The 17,205-nt window shown below is 65.8% G+C and carries 19 protein-coding genes; 13 read left to right on the top strand and 6 right to left on the bottom strand.

All coding sequences use genetic code 11. The annotated features are described in order from the left end of the window. Positions 1-83 precede the first annotated feature (83 nt). Together AC16HO_RS13855 and AC16HO_RS13860 are read left to right on the top strand one after the other, a co-directional pair. Entirely contained in the window at positions 84-950 is an 867-nt protein-coding gene (locus tag AC16HO_RS13855; protein WP_395644152.1) for an MBL fold metallo-hydrolase, read from the top strand. A gap of 161 nt (positions 951-1,111) precedes the next feature. After that, positions 1,112-2,368: an MgtC/SapB family protein gene (locus AC16HO_RS13860; protein WP_395644151.1), complete on the top strand. Its 1,257-nt coding sequence runs from the start codon at positions 1,112-1,114 to the stop codon at positions 2,366-2,368. A gap of 24 nt (positions 2,369-2,392) precedes the next feature. Here AC16HO_RS13860 and AC16HO_RS13865 read toward each other — a convergent pair whose 3' ends face one another. After that, entirely contained in the window at positions 2,393-2,815 is a 423-nt protein-coding gene (locus tag AC16HO_RS13865; RefSeq protein ID WP_395644150.1) for a universal stress protein, read from the bottom strand. Positions 2,816-3,078: 263 nt separating this feature from the next. Here AC16HO_RS13865 and ccoN point away from each other — a divergent pair, with 263 nt between their 5' ends. The 11 genes from ccoN (at position 3,079) to AC16HO_RS13920 (ending at position 13,132) form a co-directional block, all read left to right on the top strand. Further along, a complete protein-coding gene (gene ccoN, locus AC16HO_RS13870; protein WP_395644149.1) occupies positions 3,079-4,506 on the top strand; it encodes a cytochrome-c oxidase, cbb3-type subunit I in 1,428 nt (475 codons plus the stop codon). Between the two features lie 12 nt (positions 4,507-4,518). After that, positions 4,519-5,133: a cytochrome-c oxidase, cbb3-type subunit II gene (gene ccoO / locus AC16HO_RS13875; protein ID WP_395644148.1), complete on the top strand. Its 615-nt coding sequence runs from the start codon at positions 4,519-4,521 to the stop codon at positions 5,131-5,133. Next, complete coding sequence (locus AC16HO_RS13880) at positions 5,130-5,285, top strand: CcoQ/FixQ family Cbb3-type cytochrome c oxidase assembly chaperone (RefSeq protein WP_395644147.1); 156 nt, start codon at positions 5,130-5,132, stop codon at positions 5,283-5,285. Before ccoO ends, AC16HO_RS13880 begins: the two co-directional genes overlap by 4 nt. Next, the gene (gene ccoP / locus AC16HO_RS13885; RefSeq protein WP_395644146.1) at positions 5,282-6,220 is read left to right on the top strand and encodes a cytochrome-c oxidase, cbb3-type subunit III; all 939 of its coding nucleotides are present in this window, start codon (positions 5,282-5,284) and stop codon (positions 6,218-6,220) included. The genes AC16HO_RS13880 and ccoP overlap by 4 nt, the downstream gene beginning before the upstream one ends. Then, positions 6,217-6,498, top strand: a complete 282-nt coding sequence (locus tag AC16HO_RS13890) for a hypothetical protein (protein WP_395644145.1) — start codon at positions 6,217-6,219, stop codon at positions 6,496-6,498. The genes ccoP and AC16HO_RS13890 overlap by 4 nt, the downstream gene beginning before the upstream one ends. Next, the gene (gene ccoG, locus AC16HO_RS13895; protein ID WP_395644144.1) at positions 6,495-7,880 is read left to right on the top strand and encodes a cytochrome c oxidase accessory protein CcoG; all 1,386 of its coding nucleotides are present in this window, start codon (positions 6,495-6,497) and stop codon (positions 7,878-7,880) included. Before AC16HO_RS13890 ends, ccoG begins: the two co-directional genes overlap by 4 nt. Before the next feature lie 2 nt (positions 7,881-7,882). Continuing rightward, positions 7,883-8,140: a hypothetical protein gene (locus AC16HO_RS13900; RefSeq protein WP_395644143.1), complete on the top strand. Its 258-nt coding sequence runs from the start codon at positions 7,883-7,885 to the stop codon at positions 8,138-8,140. An 11-nt stretch (positions 8,141-8,151) separates the two neighbouring features. Then, positions 8,152-10,596 (top strand): heavy metal translocating P-type ATPase, encoded by a 2,445-nt coding sequence (locus AC16HO_RS13905; RefSeq protein ID WP_395644142.1) that lies wholly within the window; start codon positions 8,152-8,154, stop codon positions 10,594-10,596. Beyond that, positions 10,593-10,772 (top strand): cbb3-type cytochrome oxidase assembly protein CcoS, encoded by a 180-nt coding sequence (gene ccoS / locus AC16HO_RS13910; RefSeq protein WP_395644141.1) that lies wholly within the window; start codon positions 10,593-10,595, stop codon positions 10,770-10,772. Before AC16HO_RS13905 ends, ccoS begins: the two co-directional genes overlap by 4 nt. Before the next feature lie 160 nt (positions 10,773-10,932). Further along, positions 10,933-12,342: an oxygen-independent coproporphyrinogen III oxidase gene (hemN, locus tag AC16HO_RS13915; protein WP_395644140.1), complete on the top strand. Its 1,410-nt coding sequence runs from the start codon at positions 10,933-10,935 to the stop codon at positions 12,340-12,342. Positions 12,343-12,373: 31 nt separating this feature from the next. Beyond that, complete coding sequence (locus AC16HO_RS13920; RefSeq protein WP_395644139.1) at positions 12,374-13,132, top strand: helix-turn-helix domain-containing protein; 759 nt, start codon at positions 12,374-12,376, stop codon at positions 13,130-13,132. Positions 13,133-13,270: 138 nt separating this feature from the next. Here AC16HO_RS13920 and AC16HO_RS13925 read toward each other — a convergent pair whose 3' ends face one another. The 5 genes from AC16HO_RS13925 to AC16HO_RS13945 form a co-directional block, all read right to left on the bottom strand. Beyond that, positions 13,271-13,975 carry a phytanoyl-CoA dioxygenase family protein gene (locus AC16HO_RS13925; RefSeq protein WP_395644137.1) on the bottom strand — a complete coding sequence of 235 codons (705 nt, stop codon included), beginning with the start codon at positions 13,973-13,975 and terminating at the stop codon, positions 13,271-13,273. A 31-nt stretch (positions 13,976-14,006) separates the two neighbouring features. Continuing rightward, complete coding sequence (locus AC16HO_RS13930; RefSeq protein WP_395644136.1) at positions 14,007-14,918, bottom strand: MBL fold metallo-hydrolase; 912 nt, start codon at positions 14,916-14,918, stop codon at positions 14,007-14,009. Positions 14,919-15,044: 126 nt separating this feature from the next. Further along, positions 15,045-15,467, bottom strand: a complete 423-nt coding sequence (locus tag AC16HO_RS13935) for a hypothetical protein (RefSeq protein WP_395644135.1) — start codon at positions 15,465-15,467, stop codon at positions 15,045-15,047. A 92-nt stretch (positions 15,468-15,559) separates the two neighbouring features. Further along, on the bottom strand, positions 15,560-15,934 hold the full coding sequence (locus AC16HO_RS13940) for a hypothetical protein (RefSeq protein ID WP_395644134.1): 375 nt from the start codon (positions 15,932-15,934) through the stop codon (positions 15,560-15,562). 96 nt (positions 15,935-16,030) lie between these two features. After that, positions 16,031-17,041, bottom strand: a complete 1,011-nt coding sequence (locus AC16HO_RS13945; RefSeq protein ID WP_395644133.1) for an NADP-dependent oxidoreductase — start codon at positions 17,039-17,041, stop codon at positions 16,031-16,033. Positions 17,042-17,205: the final 164 nt, after the last annotated feature.

Consider the following 17,205-nt stretch of genomic DNA (forward strand, 5'->3'; position numbering starts at 1 on the left):
TTCGGGCTGGCGATGGTCCCGGGCCAGTGGCTGGGCGCACGCCTGGCTGCCGACGTGCCTGTGCATTCGACGAGGGAGACTCCATGAACCGCCCCGAAGTGAAATCGTTCTTCGATCCGGCCACCTACACCTTCAGCTACGTGGCTTGGGATCCGGCCACGCGCCACGGCGCCGTAATCGACAGCGTGCTCGACTACGATCCCGCGTCGGGGCGCACGCGCCACGATTCTGCGGACGCAATCGCCGCCTTCGTCCGCGAAGCCGGCCTGCGCATCGAATGGGTGATCGACACGCACGTGCATGCCGACCATCTGTCTGCGGCGCCCTACCTGCGCGAGCAACTCGGCGGCCGGCTCGGCATCGGCGAGCGGGTGTGCACGGTACAGGACACGTTCGGCACGCTGTTCAACCTCGGCGACGAATTCGCCCGGGACGGCAGCCAGTTCGAGCATCTGTTCAAGGACGGCGAGCGCTACACGGTCGGCGGCATCGAAGCGCAGGCGCTGTACACGCCCGGGCACACGCCCGCGTGCATGACCCACCTGATCGGCGACGCCGCGTTCGTCGGCGACACCCTGTTCATGCCCGACTACGGCACCGCACGCTGTGACTTCCCCGGCGGCGATGCGCGTGCGCTGTACCGATCGATCCAGCGCATCTTCGGCCTGCCCGGGGCGACGCGCGTGTTCCTCTGCCACGACTACAAGGCGCCCGGTCGCGACGAGTTCGTCTGCGAAACCACGGTTGACGCGGAACGCCGCGACAACGTGCACGTGCGCGACGGCATCGACGAAGACGCTTTCGTGAGCCTGCGCACCGCGCGCGACGCGACGCTGAAGGTGCCGGCACTGATCCTGCCGTCGGTGCAGATCAACATGCGCGCCGGGCGGTTGCCACCGGCCGAGAGCAATGGCATCAGCTATCTGAAGATTCCACTCGACGCCCTGTGACCGCTGCGCTCGCCTGCGCTTGACCTGAGTCAACCGCGCGCGCATCGGCGAGGTTAGACTGCTGCGCAGCGACCGCCACGAACAGGCCATGCCGGAAAACCGGAACACCATCGCGAATTGTCGCGCGCCTGCGCCTTGCCACCGCTGCCCGGGTGCGACGCATGCCTGACTGGTTCGCGTTCGAAAGCGCAGGCCTGCCGGGTTTCGTCGCCGCGCTCGGCGGCGGCCTGCTCGTGGGGCTGGAACGCGAGCGCAGCGCGGCGCGCGAAGGCGTCGAAGCGGCGATCGGTCTGCGTACCTCGGCGCTCGCAGCGATGACCGGCGCGCTGGCCGCGACGCTGGGCCCCGGCGTCGTCGCTGTCGCCACCGCGCTCGTCGGCGCCTTCGCCGTGGCGAGCTACCGGCAGACGCGGCAACGCGATCCCGGGTTGACCACCGAACTCGCCCTGTTGACGACCTTCCTGCTCGGTGCGTTCGCGCCGGCGCAGCCGCGCCTCGCAGCGGCGATGTTCGTCGTGCTGACGGCGCTGCTCGCAGGCAAGGACGCCCTGCACCGATTTTCCCGCCAGGCGCTGAGCAAGCGCGACCTCGACGACATCCTCCTGCTTGCCGCGACCAGCCTGATCGTGCTGCCGCTGCTGCCCGACCGCGCGGTCGGGCCATATGCCGTGCTCAATCCGTACAAGCTCGGTCTGCTCGTGGTCTGGGTGATGGCCGTTGGCGCCGCCGGCTACGTCGGCCTGCGCATCTTCGGTGCGCGGCGCGGTCTCGTGATCGCCGGGCTGCTCGGCGGTTTCGTATCGAGCACCGCGACGATCGCCGGCATGGGCCAGCGCGCCCGCGCGAACGCCGGAGTCCGGCGCAGTTGCATCGCCGCGGGCCTCGCCTCGAGCGTCGCCACGCTCGTGCAGCTCGCGCTGATCCTGCTGCTGGTATCACCGGCGAGCCTGGACGCGCTGGCCTGGCCGTTGGTCGCAGCCGGGGCGACGGCGGTCGTCGTCAGCGCGCTGGCACTGCACCGCGCAAATCACGCGCGCGACGACGACACGGGCGCGCCGGATTACGGGCGGCCATTCGTGCCGACGCACGCATTGACCTTCGTTGCGATCGTCGCGGCGGCCCTGATCGGTGCCGCCGCGCTGCAGGCGTGGATCGGCACGGGCGGCGTGTTCGCCGCCGCCGCATTCAGCGGTTTCGCCGACGTGCATGCAGCGACATTGGCGGTGGCCGAACTCGTTGCCGCGAATACGCTCGAGCCGACACCGGCGGCCCGCGCGATCGCCATCGCATTCACCGCCAACAACGTGTTCAAGGGCGTCGCCGCGTTCGCGGGCGGCAAGGAGTACTTTCTCCCGGTGGCGCTCGGGCTGGCCGCGATCAACGCGAGTCTCGTGCTCACGCTCGCGCTGCGCGCCTGATCCGGCAGTTTGTCGATCGTCGCCTCAGCGCACGATCAACACCGGCACCTTGCATTCCGCCAGCACGCGCGTCGCCACCGAGCCGAGGAACAGGTTGCCTGCAGCGGAGCGGCCATGCGAACCCATGACGATCATGTCGTAGCGCCCTTTCTCGGCGTACTCGCCGATCTTCTTCGCGATCGGCCCGGTCGCCACGACCTCGTTGAACGGCAGTTGCGCGCGTTTCAGTTTCGCGCGCAGATCCTTCAGCACGAGATCAGCGTTTTCGCGATGCAGGCGCGCCACCGTTTCCTCGCCCAACGTGGCGACGACGCGATCGAGCATCGGCATGTCGACGTGGATCACGTCCAGCCTCAGGTCCGGCGTCTGCCTGCGCAGCGTCGTCATCACGAACTTCGCGGCACGGTCGGAACACTCGCTGCCGTCGTAGCTGAGCAACACTTTCATCGCGTTTCTCCTAGCTTCGTGGATACGCCGTCACTTTGATGGAAGGCGCGCACCGGCGCTTGATCTCGATCAATTCCCGGTGTTGTCGCCGCGCGATCGATCCGCGTCGAATCACGCCGGGCGCGCCGACCGGTCTGACGCCGCGCGACCGCGGCGCATCGACGCGGAATCCCCAGCGGACACCCTGCCAAATTGACTTCGATCAAGAACGGCGGCTCGCGCTGAACTCAAAATCCGCCCGCGAGAAACTCAGCGGAGCGGGCATGGAAACGGTACGGACATACAACGACAAGGTCGTGCGACAGTTCACCGTCGCGACGATCCTCTGGGGCATCGTCGGCATGGCGGTCGGGGCGTTCATCGCCGCGCAACTCGCCTGGCCCGCGCTGAACTTCGACATTCCCTGGCTTACCTACAGCCGGCTACGGCCGCTGCACACCAACGCCGTGATCTTCGCGTTCGGCGGCTGCGCGCTGATGGGCACGGCCTTCTACGTCGTGCAGCGCACCTGCCAGGCGCGACTGTTCTCGGACAGGCTGGCCGCCTTCGTGTTCTGGGGCTGGCAACTGGTGATCGTCGCCGTCGCAATCACGCTGCCGCTCGGCATCACCCAGTCCAAGGAATACGCCGAACCCGAGTGGCCGATCGACATCCTGATCGCGATCGTCTGGGTTGCGTTCGGCATTGTCTTCTTCGGCACGATCGTCAAGCGTCGGGTCAAGCACATCTATGTCGCCAACTGGTTCTACGGCGCCTTCATCATCACGGTTGCGGTGCTGCACATCGTCAACAATCTCGCACTCCCGGTCGGGCTGTGGAAGTCGTATCCGGTCTATTCCGGTGCCGTCGATGCGATGGTGCAATGGTGGTACGGGCACAACGCGGTCGGTTTCTTCCTCACCGCCGGCTTCCTCGGCATGATGTACTACTACGTGCCGAAGCAGGCGCAGCGCCCGGTCTATTCGTACCGCCTCTCGGTCGTGCATTTCTGGGCGCTGATTTCGGTCTACATGTGGGCCGGCCCGCACCACCTGCAGTACACCGCCCTGCCCGACTGGGCGCAGTCGCTCGGCATGGTGTTCTCGCTGATCCTGCTCGCGCCATCGTGGGGCGGCATGATCAACGGCATGATGACTCTGTCGGGCGCATGGCACAAACTGCGTACCGACCCGATCCTGAAGTTCATGATCGTGTCGCTGTCGTTCTACGGCATGTCGACCTTCGAGGGGCCGATGATGTCGATCAAGACGGTCAACTCGCTCTCGCACTACACCGACTGGACGATCGGCCACGTGCACGCCGGTGCGCTCGGCTGGGTCGCCTTCATCAGCATCGGCTCGCTCTACTGCATGATCCCGCGCCTGCTCGGCCTGTCGGGCATGTATTCGACGCGCGCGATCGACCTGCATTTCTGGATCGCGACGATCGGCGTCGTCGTCTATATCGCCTCGATGTGGATCGCCGGCGTGATGCAGGGCCTGATGTGGCGCGCGACGAATCCCGACGGCACGCTGACCTACACCTTCATCGAATCGGTGGCGCAGACCCATCCGTTCTACATCACCCGACTCGTCGGCGGCCTGCTCGTGCTCAGCGGCATGTTCATCATGGTCTGGAACACCGCCAAGACCTGGGCGATGGCGCGCCAGCCCGTGGCGGCCGTGCCGATCCCGACCGTCGTCGCCGCCTGAGGAGCCCACCCGATGAATCACGCAATTCTCGAAAAAAATATCGGCCTGATGGCGGTGCTCGTCGCGGTCGTCATCGCGATCGGCGGCCTCGTCGAGATCGTGCCGCTGATGTTCCAGGCGCAGGTGATCGATCCGGCTCCGGGCCTCAAGCCCTATCCGCCGCTTGAACTCGCCGGCCGCGACGTCTACGTGCGCGAGGGCTGCTACAACTGCCATTCGCAGATGATCCGCACGCTCGCCTCCGAAGTGCAGCGCTACGGCCACTACTCGGTCGCGGGCGAATCGGTCTACGACCGCCCGTTCCAGTGGGGCAGCAAGCGCACCGGTCCGGATCTCGCGCGAGTCGGCGGCCGCTATAGCGACGACTGGCAGCGCGTGCACCTGACCAACCCGCGCGACGTCGTGCCCGAGTCGAACATGCCGGGCTTCCCCTGGCTGGCCGGCAACAAGCTTTCCGCGGACGACATCACGGCGCACATGCGCGGACTCGCGCGCCTCGGCGATCCCTACACCAAGGCCGACTTCGACGGCGTCGCCGCGGCGGTCGAAGGCAAGACGGAAATGGACGCGTTGATCGCGTACCTGCAGGGACTCGGCAAGTTCGGACCGAAGGAGACCCAACCATGATCACCGGCATCTTCACCGCCGTGCTGCTCGCGATGTTCCTCGGCATCGTCGTCTGGGCCTGGAGCGGCCGGCGTCGCGCCGATTTCGCCGCCGCCGCGCAACTGCCGTTCGCCGACGGCGGCGCCGGCAACCACTCGGAGCCGCAGGCATGAGCGCCTTCTGGAATTGGTACATCATCGCGCTCGTCGTCGCCAACGTCGTCGGCATCGTCTGGCTGCTGCTTGCGACCGCTCGACGCAAGCGCGGCGTGGTCGAGCAGGCCACGACCGGCCACATCTGGGACGAGGACCTGCAGGAACTGAACAACCCGCTGCCGCTGTGGTGGCTGGGCCTGTTCCTGATCTCGGTCGTGTTCACCGCCTGCTACCTCGCGTTCTACCCGGGGCTGGGCTCCACCGTCGGCGCGCTCGGCTGGACCTCGAACAAGGAAGTCGCCGCCGACCTCGACGAAAACAGACGCAAGCTCGAAGCGGTGTTCGCACGCTTCCGCGACCAGCCGATCGAACAGCTCGAGCGCGATCCGCAGGCCCAGACCCTGGGCCACAACGTCTTCGTCAACAACTGCGCGGCCTGCCACGGCTCCGACGCGCGCGGCGCGAAAGGCTATCCGAACCTGACCGATGGCGACTGGCTGTACGGCGGCACGCCGGATACGGTCGTGGCCTCGATCGCCAAGGGCCGCCACGGCACCATGCCGCCGTGGGCCGCGGTGCTCGGCGACCAGGGCATCGAGGAAGTCGCGAACTACGTGCTGACCCTGTCTGGCCAGAATGCCGATGCCGCACTCGCGGCGGCCGGCAAGGCGCGCTTCACGGCCACGTGCATCGCCTGCCACGGACCCGAAGGCAAGGGCAATCCGCTGCTCGGCGCGCCGAACCTGACCGACAACATCTGGCTTTACGGCGGCACGCTCGACGACATCAAGGCGTCGATCAGAAACGGACGCAGCGGAAGCATGCCGGCGTGGGAGAACGTGCTCGGCATGGACCGCGTGCGTCTCGCGGCGGCCTGGGTGCTCGCGCAGGCACCGCGCGCGGAGACCGCAACGGCTGCCGCACCTGCCGCGGGCGAGGCCGGACAACCGTGAACCGTATCGCCGCGCCACGCCCTGATCAGGAAGCGGATGGACGCATCGCGCTCGCCGGCGCGATCGCCTGGCCGTCGTTCTTCGCCGCGGGCGTGGCGACGATGGTGTTCTTCGCGCTGATCGATCCGAACGAGTTGTTCGACATCGCCTGGCCGCATGTGCGCTTGCCGCGCGAACTCGGCTACACGCTGGGCTTCTTCGTGTTCTGGGCCGCGACACTGGGCGCGAGCTGCTTCACCGCGCTGCTGCTGCGGCGTCCGCGGGACGATCGCGAATGAAGCCGCTGCCGAAGATCGCCCTCGTCGACGACTCGCTCTACGCCGCGCAGGCAAAGGTATACCCGCGCGAAATCGAGGGCCGCTTCGCGCGCCTGCGCACGCTCGCCATGTTCGTCCTGCTCGGCGTGTTCTACGTGTTTCCGTGGCTGCGCTGGGACGGGCGCCAGGCCGTGCTGTTCGACCTGCCGGCACGCAAGTTCTACGTCTTCGGCCTCACGTTCTGGCCGCAGGATTTCTTCTGGCTCGCCTGGCTGCTGATCATCGCCGGTCTCTCCCTGTTTTTCTTCACCGCGCTGGCCGGGCGCCTGTGGTGCGGCTATGCCTGCCCGCAAACCGTATGGACCGAGGTGTTCCTGTGGATTGAGCGAGCCTGCGAAGGCCGACGCAACCAGCGCATCAAGCTCGATGCCGCGCCGTGGAACGCCGAGAAGCTGCGGCGCAAGGGAACCAAGCAACTGCTCTGGGTCGGTTTTGCCGCATGGACCGGCTTCACCTTCGTCGGCTTCTTCACCCCGATCACCGATCTCGCCCGCGAAGCCGCGAACTTCTCGCTGAGCGGATGGGAGGCGTTCTGGATCGTGTTCTACGGTTTTGCCACCTACGGCAACGCCGGCTTCCTGCGCGAGCAGGTGTGCAAGTACATGTGCCCCTACGCGCGCTTCCAGAGCGCGATGTTCGACAAGGACACGCTGGTCATCTCCTACGACGCGGCTCGCGGCGACCCGCGCGGCGCGCGCAAGCGCAGCGCGGACCCGAAAGCGCTCGGCCTCGGCGATTGCGTGGATTGCGAAGCCTGCGTCCAGGTCTGTCCGACCGGAATCGACATCCGCAACGGCCTGCAGATCGAATGCATCGCCTGCGCCGCCTGCATCGATGCCTGCGACGATGTGATGGACAAGATGGATTACGCGCGCGGCCTGATCGGCTACACGACCGAGAACCGCCGCGCCGGCAAACCGCTGCATGTGCTGCGCTGGCGCACGCTGATCTACGGCGGCCTGCTCGCGCTGCTGATCGGCACGTTCGTCTGGGGCATCGTGCACCGCGCGCCGTTGATTCTCGAAGTGCTGCGCGACCGCAATGCGCTGTATCGCCGCGGCAGCGACGGCGCGATCGAAAACAGCTACACGGTCAAGCTCGTCAACAAGACCGAAGTCGCGCAGCGCGTGCGCCTGGCGGTCGCCGACGATTCGAGCGTACAGATCGTCGACGCGCGCGACATCACCTTGCCGGCGGGGCAGGTGACGAGCGTGCCGCTGACCCTGAGCGCGCCCGCCGGGCATATCCAGGGCAAGCAGACCATCAAACTCCAGGCGCGCAGCGACGATGACCGCATGGCAGTCGTGCAAAGCGCGCAGTTCTTTGCGCCGAAGGAACCATGACCATGCAAGACCGACCCGAATCGGGCAAGAACAAGGATGATTCGAATTTCCGTTTGCGTGCGAACGACGTGAATCGATGGTACCGCGTGCCCGAGGTGTGGCTGATCCTCGTGCTGATCGGCAGCACGATGGTCGGCTCGCTCGCCCTCGTCGCCACCGCGTTCGAACATCGCGACGACCTCGTCGTCGCCCACCGTCCGATCGCGAGCCCGTTGCCACCCTCGCACGCACAGCGTCCGGCGGACGACGCGACGCCCTGAGCGAAAACACCATGTCGGCGGCCTGCTTCCACTGCGGCGAAGCGATTCCCCACGGCGTCGCGCTCGATGCGTGCGTCAACGGCGAAGCGCACGCGGTGTGCTGCATCGGCTGCCAGGCAGCCGCGCAATGGATCGCCACGCTTGGCCTCGCCGACTACTACCGGTTGCGCAGCACGCCGGCAGGGCGCGCAGGCGCCGCCGTCGATTTCAGCGCATGGGACCGCGCGCAACTTCAGCGCCTGTACGTTCGTCATGCCGGCAACGGCAGCGCCGAAGTCTGCGTGCTCGTCGAGGGCTTGCGTTGTGCGGCGTGCGCCTGGCTGATCGATCGCGCGTTGCGCGACCTGCCCGGTGTGCGCGCGGTCGAGGTCAACCCGGGCGCGCGGCGCGTGCGCATCGAGTGGATGCCGGCGAACATGGCTTTGAGCGAGATGCTCGGCCGTATCGCCCGGCTCGGCTACACCCCGCATCCCTGCAACGCGCAGGCGCTGGACGCGCTCGACCAGCGCGAATCGCGCACCGCGCTCAAGCGCCTGATCGTCGCCGGCCTCGGCATGATGCAGGCGATGATGTTCGCGGTGACGCTGTACGCCGGCGCGTTCGAAGGCATCGATCCGGCCACGCGCGACTTCTTCCGCTGGATCGGGCTCATCGTCACCACGCCCGTGGTGATCTACGCCGCACAGCCGTTCTTCGCCGGTGCTGCACGCGAACTGCGCGCGCGCACGCTCGGCATGGACACCACGATCGTGCTCGCGATCACGCTGATCTATGTCGCCAGCCTGTACGAAACATTGCGCGGCGGTGGCGAGGTCTACTTCGATTCAGCCAGCATGTTCGTGTTTCTCCTGCTCGGCGGGCGTTATCTGGAAATGCGCGCGCGGCGCCACGCCGCCGATGTCGTCGATGCGCTCGCGCGCCTGCAACCGGCGCTGGCGCAACGCCGCAGCGCGGCGGGCGCGCCGGAAACGGTCGGAGTGCACGAGCTCGAGGCCGGCGATATCGTCGTTGTCGCCGTCGGCGTCGCGGTACCGGCCGACGGCATCCTGCTCGACGAAGCCTGCGAGGTCGACGAATCCCTGCTCACCGGTGAGTCCGCCGCGCGCACGCGCCGGCGCGGTGAAACCCTGATTGCCGGCAGCGTCGTGCGCGCGGGACCGGTCGAGATGCGCGTCGCCCACGTCGGCGCGGACACGGTGCTTTCCTCGATCATGCGCCTGATCGAGCGCGCACAGACCCGGCGCCCACGCGCTGCCCTGCTCGGCGACCGCATCGCCGCGCGCTTCGTCGCCGGCGTGCTCGCGCTGACCGTGCTGACCGCCGTCGCCTGGCTCTGCTTCGATCCTTCGCGCGCGTTCGCCGCGGCGCTGGCCGTGCTCGTCGTCTCCTGCCCATGCGCGTTCGCGCTGTCGGTGCCGGTCGCGCATCTGCGCGCGGCCTCGGCGCTGGCGCGCATCGGCGTACTCATGCCCGGGACCGATGTGCTGGAAAAGCTCGCGCGCGTCGACCGCGTGGTCTTCGACAAGACCGGGACGTTGACGCGCGACCGCCTCGAACTGGTCGGCATCGACGTCATCGGCGCGCGCGGCGCCGACGCATGCCTGCGCATCGCCGCCGCACTCGAACTCGGCAGCGCACATCCGCTCGCCACGGCGATTCGCGCCGCCGCACCCGCCGGTGCGACGATTCCGCGCGCGGAGATGTTGCAGACGATAGCCGGCGCCGGCATCGCGGGCTGCATCGACGGCCAGCGTTATCGTATTGGCCGCACCGAATTCGCACTCGGCCGCGCCGCGCCGGCGGCGACGGATGACGATGCCGTCGTGCTCGCCGACGCGCACGGGGCGCTCGCGCGCCTGCACCTGCGCGAAACCCTGCGCGACGAGGCCGCCGGCGCAATCGCGGTCCTGCGCGCGCAGGGCTGCAAGGTAGCCATGCTCAGCGGCGACAGCCAGGCACGCGCGGCCGCGGTGGCCGAGCGCCTTGGCATCGACGACTTCCGCGCGCGCGCGAAGCCGGACGACAAACTGCGTGCGCTGGAAGCCTGGCGCGCGTGCGGCGACACGGTCGCGATGGTCGGCGATGGCGTCAACGACGCGCCGGTGCTCGCCGGCGCCGACGTCGCGATCGCGCTCGGTGGCGGCACCCAGCTCGCCCAGGCCAGCGCCGACCTCGTCCTCGCATCCGACCGCCTCGACACGATTGCGACCGCGCGCACGCTTGCGCTGACCACCTTGCGCGTGCTGCGCGCAAATCTGTACTGGGCGATCGCCTACAACCTCTCCGGCATTCCGCTCGCCGCATTCGGCCTCGTACCGCCATGGCTCGCAGCGATCGGCATGTCGGCGAGCTCATTGTTCGTCGTGCTCAATTCGCTGCGCATCGCGCCGCCGCAGGCATCTTCGCCGCGCGCCGCGGACGCGGTACCCGCATTCGCCGAAGTGCTGCCCGCATGAACATCGTCCTTGTACTGATCCCGCTGAGCCTGGTCCTGCTCGCCGCTGGCGTCTCGGCATTCTTCTGGGGCGTCAACCACGCCCAGTTCGACGACCTCGACACACCGGCGCTGATGCCGTTGGCCGAAGATCCACCCGCACCGGCGCCGGATCGCGACGACGCATCGCCGAAATGATGCCCGTCTTCCCGCTGTCGACTGCGAACAACCCCGGCCCGCCGCGCGTGGCATGGTCTTGCGGGCACCGTGTCTGCCGTATGCCTGCCTTTCGCGCTGACGCGTCGGTGACTTGATCTGGATCAGGGCGGCACCCGGACCCGCCGGGCATGATCCCGGCATGGCCACGACCGCACCATCCGTTGCTCCCCTGTTCGATCCCGCGCTGGTCGCCCGCTGCGATGTTGCCGGGCCACGCTACACCTCGTATCCCACCGCGCCGAACTTCCACGACGGCTTCGAGGAGGAAGCGTTTCGCACCATCGCGCGCGCCTCGAACCAGGATCCGATCCCGCGCCGCCTCTCGCTCTACGTGCATGTGCCGTTCTGCGAAAGCCCCTGCTTCTACTGCGGCTGCACGCGCGTGATCACGCGCGACCACGGCAAGGCCGGCATCTATCTCGATCACTTGTATCGCGAGATCGAAATGGTCGCCGCGCTGTTCGACCGCGACCGTGCACTGGTGCAGCTGCACTTCGGCGGCGGCACGCCGAACTTCCTCGATGCCGCGCAGATGGGCGAACTGCTCGAGTCGCTTGCCCGGCATTTCTCCTTCAGCCGCGAGGCGGAACGCGAATTCGGCGTCGAAATCGACCCGCGCTGGTGCGATCCGGACTACGTGCGCATGCTCGCCGCACACGGTTTCAATCGCGTCTCGATCGGCGTGCAGGATTTCGATCCCGCCGTGCAGGCCGCGATCAACCGCATCCAGTCGGTCGAACAGACGCGCGCGGTGCTCGACGCGGCGCGCGCAAGCGGCTTCCGCTCGACCAGCGTCGATCTGATCTACGGCCTGCCGAAGCAGACCCTCGCTAATTTCCGTCGCACGCTCGAACAGGTCATCGAACTCGCGCCGGACCGCGTCGCGACGTACGCCTACGCGCATCTGCCCGAACGTTTCAAGGCGCAGCGCCGGATCCACGCCGCGGACCTGCCGAGCGCGGCGACGCGCCTCGACCTGCTCGGCCTCACCGTCGAGACGCTGACCGCGGCCGGCTACCGCTACATCGGCATGGATCACTTCGCGCGACCGGACGACGACCTTGCGCGCGCGCAGGATGCGGGCACTCTGCAACGCAATTTCCAGGGCTATTCGACCTGCGCCGACTGCGACATGATCGGCCTCGGCATGAGTTCGATCTCGCACATCGGCGCGAGCTTCAGCCAGAATGCGCGCGACCTGCCCGGCTACTACGCCGCGCTCGACGCCGGCCGCCTGCCGGTCGTGCGCGGGATCGAACTCGACGACGACGACATCCTGCGCGCCGACCTGATCCAGCAGCTGATGTGCCACGGCCGACTCGACATCGCCGCGTTCGAGGCGCGGCACCGCATCGATTTCGCCGTCTATTTCGCCGCCGAACTCGCGCGCCTGCGCGAACTCGCGCGCGATGGGCTGATCGCCGTCGAACCCGCACGCCTCGAAGTAAGCGCACGCGGCCGCTTCCTGCTGCGCAACATCGCGATGTGCTTCGACGCACATCTTCGCAAGCCCGACGCAGTCGAGGTACGCTATTCGCGGGCCTTGTAACCCGCCGACCTTCGGCGCGGAGGGAAACGCGATGAACCGGATCGACCGCCACGGCCGCCTCGCCGAGACCGACCCGATCGCCGACGACGGCGACGAACTGCGCTTTTGCTCGACCTGCGCGTTCGGCTCGGTCTGCCTGCCCGCCGGCGTCGACAAGAGCGCGCTGCAGGAACTGCACGTGCTCGTCGAACACGTCGGCCCCTATCGCAACGGCGCGCACATCTTCCGCCGCGGCGAACGCTTCGGCGCGATCTTCGCCGTGCGCGGCGGCGTGGTGAAAACCTGCGTCATCGACGATGCCGGCCGCGAACAGGTGCTCGGCTTCCACCTGCCCGGCGAAATGGTCGGCCTCAACGCGATCCATCCGGACAAATATCCCTGCGATGCGGTCGCCCTCGACACGGTCTACGTCTGCCGCTTTTCGTTCGCCGCGCTGACCACGCTCGCGACGAAGATCCCCGACGTGCAGCAGAAGCTGTTCCGCCTGCTCAGCGCCGACATAGGCAAGGCGACCACGCTGGCCGGCGACCACACGGCCGAGGAGCGCATGGCCGCATTCCTGCTCGATCTCGCCGCACGCTACGCGGCGCGCGGCTTCTCGGCGACGCGATTTCGCCTGGTCATGCCGCGCGGCGACATCGCCAACCATCTGCGCCTTGCCTCGGAAACGGTCAGCCGCGTATTGCGGCGGTTCTGCGACCGCGAACTGATCCGCGTCGACGGGCGCGAACTCGAACTGCTCGACCGCGACCAATTGCGTTGCATCGCGCGCAATCTGCTGCCGGAATGACCTATGGCGTCGCGACGCATGCCGCATGACCACCATGGCGCGTCTCGAACCACGCCGGAATCAAGCCGACCTGCGCAACGGTGTCGGCGTGGATGAACAGACGGGCGCGCGCCTGCCCCACCCCATATCGCATCGAGGTCACCCGCCGAGGGCAAATTCCAGCGGATCGAAACGGTCGGCGGTGTTCATCCGTATGTTGCGGAGTTGCGCCGTTTCGAGATGCGATGCATGGAGCTGCTCGGCGAAATAGCAGATCAGGATGGAACGACGGCGTGCGCCCGTGGAGTTCAGGCTACCCGCGTGCACCAGATCGGCATCAAACACCAGGATGTCGCCAGCCGAGCCTGAGAGCTGCACCGATCGCGACTCGTCGTTGAAATCGAATTGCGGATCACCCTGCGCCGGGCGATGGCTGCGGGGAACGATTCGGGTCGCGCCGTTCCCGGGGCCGTAGTCGTCGAAATACGCCAGGGCGTGCACCGTATCGCCAGACCGATGCGCTGACAGGTCGCGGTGCAGTTTCTGCAGTCCGCCACCCAGCAAAGGCTCGCGACCTTCCACCTGGGAAAGGAAAAACCGTTCGCCGATCAGCTCGCCGACCACGGCCAGCACCTGCGGCAGGCGGCACACCGCCTGCACATTGGAATCGAGGTCCACCAACGCGTGGCGCCAATCGGCTCCGCGCGGTACGGGCCATCGGTGCGACGGTTTCACGCCCGCATCGAACGAGGCGCGAAGTTCACCCAGCCATTCGGCCGGGATTGCCCGGCGAAGCAGCGCATAGCCATCTCGATGCAGTTGCTCGCGGTCGACCATGTCGCCCTCAATCTCACTGCCGATCATGCCGACCCGCCGGGTTTTTCCGGACCACGGCTCAGCCGAGAGTGGCCCAGCGCGTCTGCTGGATTGAGTTGTCGGGCATCATCAACGCTGCTGCTGCCCCTGTACTTGCCGCCGTGCGCCGCGTTACGCCACGCCCCTGGCACTCTTCAAACTCCCAAGGGTTATGGGCGCAGAACACCTCGATCTCGGGGTGATCCGCGGTCAATCTGCGCAACCGATCTTGATTGTGCAGCCGCAGCGAGCGATCTGTTTGAACCAACGCCTGAAACAGGCCGACCTGCCAGGCGCAGCGACGTTCCTCGCCCTTGACTTCGCGCGGATCAAAATACGCATCGCCGGCATGCAGCAGCCAGCCGTCCCGGGATTGAATGGCAACCCCGCAATGGCCCAGCGTGTGGCCGAACAACGGAATCATCAAGATTTCAGGCGGCAGGCCACGCAGCTCGCGCACCGCCTCGAACCCGAACCATGCTTCACCATTCCCGGCGTACGTCTCCGTGTCCAGCCCGTGGGCCCACATGGCGGGCAGGTAGCGATGCTTGTCGCGAAACGTTCGCCGCTCGGTGCATTGCTTCAATTCCGCCGCATGCAGGTGTACTTTGGCTTTCGGGAAATCCGACAAGCCACCGACATGGTCAAGATCCATGTGCGTCATCACGATGTGGCGCACATCGTCCGGGCTAAACCCTAGCGCGCGAATCTGATTGACCGCAGCCAGTGCCGGGTCCCGTTTCGGCCGCGCGTAGCCGTACACGAACGAGCGTGTCAGGCGCGAGGTCAAGTCGGCATAATCCTGTGTCCCCAAACCCGTGTCGACCAGAACGAGACCGCTGCGCGGGGTTTCGACAAGCAGCACGTGGCAACACAAATGCTTGCCGTGGATACGGAGCCGCTGGATGCAGGCGCAGGTCATGTGGTGGACGCGCGGCATGGATGGGCTCATGTCATTCATCTCCAACGGGTCATGAGTTGGCGGCGTTTTAACGTACCGACAACCCGGCGGGCAATCGTTGCGATGCCCAACGCACGAACTCAGCGGCGCGCGCAGCGCGTCGGCCGGATCGCGTTGTCAGGCCTGCGGTGCTCCTTGCGGCCCAACCGAATAGGAAAAAAGCGGACGATACGCGTACCGAAAGTGCCAGGCGAGCGCCGCCAAGACTGCTGCGTTGAGCGTGCCGAAAAGCCAAGCAGTGTCAAGCAGCGTGTCGGTGAAGAAAATGACGACTGCAACCGGAGCAAGGAGCACCAGGCCAAGTGGCGCGGTGCGATGGAAAAACAGCGCGCACGCCGATGCAACATAGGTGAAGGCGAGCAAGGGGAACATGAATCCCGTTTTGCCGAGAGCGGCCTGAAACGCTGCAGATGCATCGGCTACTTTTGGATGCGGCGCCGGAACCACACCCGCGAGCGACAACGCGAGATAGACGCCAACGAGCAGGTAGTACGCGGCGAACAAATAGCGAACAATACGCCAAGCAATTGAATCACTCACGACATATCTCCCTTGCCCCCGCGGGCCCAGCAGCTGGAGCCTCCGATATCTTCGGGGCGGTTCAGCCTGTTAGACCGCGCACGAAAGTGGTATTAGCGTGCCCGGTGGTAGCCAAAGTAGCTCAAGATAAGTCCAACAAGTATCAGGCAGAGTTCCAACGAGACAAAAAACCAGGAAGAGGGCTCTTTTGCGGCAGCGATATATCTTGTGGCGGTGAAGAGTCGCACCAGGCCTAGCGTGAGCATACCCCAACCAACTAAGGTATTCAGAACGCGCCAATCACGGGTCCAGCGATTGTGCGAAAGTACGATGGCAAGGCCAGCGATGAACATAAGCATGCCTGAGCTGTAAACTCCAGAAGGAGTTTGCTGGTCGTAAAGCGCCGGTTGAATAAACGGCAGTTCCGCAGCTACGACTACTGCAATGGAAGGTCCGAGCAATCTAGCCAGTTTTCTTGAAGCATCCATCAAAGATCCCGTGCGGTCCAACACCTGAGTTGAGCCGACCCATCCGAGGAGAGCCGGTTTGACGCCGCGACCGCGAAGCGGAATCGGCTTGAATTGTTAGAGCGTACCTATTGACGGCATGACAGTAACGACCTTGCCCTTGGCGCGGCCCTTTTCCACATAGGCGATCGCTTCAAGCGTATCGTTGAACTCAAAGGCGCGGTCGACTACCGGCCGCAATACTCCTGCGTCATAAAGGGAAGACAGCGCTTTCAGTTGCTCGCCATTGGCGCGCATGCAGAAGAACGAATAACGGACGCCCAATTTTTTGGCTTGTGCTCGTACGTTCCGGCTCAATATCCACATAACAGGCTTCAATAATGGCTGACCAAGCTGAGAAGCGAACGCAGTATCCGGAGGGCCAACAACGCTTATTGCCAGACCACCAGGTTTCAACACAGTCAGTGATCTTGAAAGGTTGTCTCCGCCAAGTGAGTCAATCACCACGTCGTAGCCAGAAAGCTGCATAGCGAAATTCGCGGTTGTATAGTCAATGATCTCGTCCGCACCAAGATCACGCAGTTTCTGCGCATCTTTTCCGTTGGCAGTTGTTGCAACGTACGCGCCTAGATGTTTTCCGAGCTGGATAGCAGTAGAGCCTAGTCCGCCTGCGCCAGCGTGGATGAGTACCTTCTGGCCCGGCTTGACTTGCGCTAGCTCAGCCAGTGACTGCCATGCAGCAAGCGATACCAGTGGAAGTGCGGCTGCCTCCTCCATTGTGAGTGAAGCTGGTTTTAAGGCCAGGTCCGCGTGATCAACTGCGATGTACTCCGCGAAAGTGCCGATGCGCATGTCGCGAGGACGCGCGTAGACCTCATCTCCGATCTTGCAGTTACGGACTTCAGAGCCAACGCCCGTCACGACGCCTGCAAGGTCGTGCCCAAGCACGAATGGGGTTTTGTACTTTAAGAGCTGCTTGAGCTCTCCATTGCGGACCCTTATGTCCAGTGGATTGATGCTGGCAGCACAAATCTGCACCAGGACGTCTCGAGGTCCAATGGTGGGGTCTGGCACTTTGGCGGCGCGGACGCCGCTCTTCCCATACTTGTCGACGACGAATGCCTTCATGCGCGCTCAACGCCTGAGTTAAGCCGCGCCGCGAAGCGGCGTCGGCTTGAATGATCGAATGGACTCCTCCCGCCGGTATATCGGCATCGAAGTGCCAAACTGAGTGTGCTGCATTCAGTTGACCTGACACGAGAGGAGTCCAGCATGCATGCTACGCCTGATTC

Source organism: Rudaea sp. (assembly GCF_057139185.1).

Coding starts and splice junctions, on each gene's coding strand:
- AC16HO_RS13855 (WP_395644152.1), top strand. CDS start 84: ATGAACCGCCCCGAAGTGAAATCGTTCTTCGATCCGGCCACCTACACC.
- AC16HO_RS13860 (WP_395644151.1), top strand. CDS start 1,112: ATGCCTGACTGGTTCGCGTTCGAAAGCGCAGGCCTGCCGGGTTTCGTC.
- AC16HO_RS13865 (WP_395644150.1), bottom strand. CDS start 2,815: ATGAAAGTGTTGCTCAGCTACGACGGCAGCGAGTGTTCCGACCGTGCC.
- ccoN (WP_395644149.1), top strand. CDS start 3,079: ATGGAAACGGTACGGACATACAACGACAAGGTCGTGCGACAGTTCACC.
- ccoO (WP_395644148.1), top strand. CDS start 4,519: ATGAATCACGCAATTCTCGAAAAAAATATCGGCCTGATGGCGGTGCTC.
- AC16HO_RS13880 (WP_395644147.1), top strand. CDS start 5,130: ATGATCACCGGCATCTTCACCGCCGTGCTGCTCGCGATGTTCCTCGGC.
- ccoP (WP_395644146.1), top strand. CDS start 5,282: ATGAGCGCCTTCTGGAATTGGTACATCATCGCGCTCGTCGTCGCCAAC.
- ccoG (WP_395644144.1), top strand. CDS start 6,495: ATGAAGCCGCTGCCGAAGATCGCCCTCGTCGACGACTCGCTCTACGCC.
- AC16HO_RS13900 (WP_395644143.1), top strand. CDS start 7,883: ATGCAAGACCGACCCGAATCGGGCAAGAACAAGGATGATTCGAATTTC.
- AC16HO_RS13905 (WP_395644142.1), top strand. CDS start 8,152: ATGTCGGCGGCCTGCTTCCACTGCGGCGAAGCGATTCCCCACGGCGTC.
- ccoS (WP_395644141.1), top strand. CDS start 10,593: ATGAACATCGTCCTTGTACTGATCCCGCTGAGCCTGGTCCTGCTCGCC.
- hemN (WP_395644140.1), top strand. CDS start 10,933: ATGGCCACGACCGCACCATCCGTTGCTCCCCTGTTCGATCCCGCGCTG.
- AC16HO_RS13920 (WP_395644139.1), top strand. CDS start 12,374: ATGAACCGGATCGACCGCCACGGCCGCCTCGCCGAGACCGACCCGATC.
- AC16HO_RS13925 (WP_395644137.1), bottom strand. CDS start 13,975: ATGATCGGCAGTGAGATTGAGGGCGACATGGTCGACCGCGAGCAACTG.
- AC16HO_RS13930 (WP_395644136.1), bottom strand. CDS start 14,918: ATGAGCCCATCCATGCCGCGCGTCCACCACATGACCTGCGCCTGCATC.
- AC16HO_RS13940 (WP_395644134.1), bottom strand. CDS start 15,934: ATGGATGCTTCAAGAAAACTGGCTAGATTGCTCGGACCTTCCATTGCA.
- AC16HO_RS13945 (WP_395644133.1), bottom strand. CDS start 17,041: ATGAAGGCATTCGTCGTCGACAAGTATGGGAAGAGCGGCGTCCGCGCC.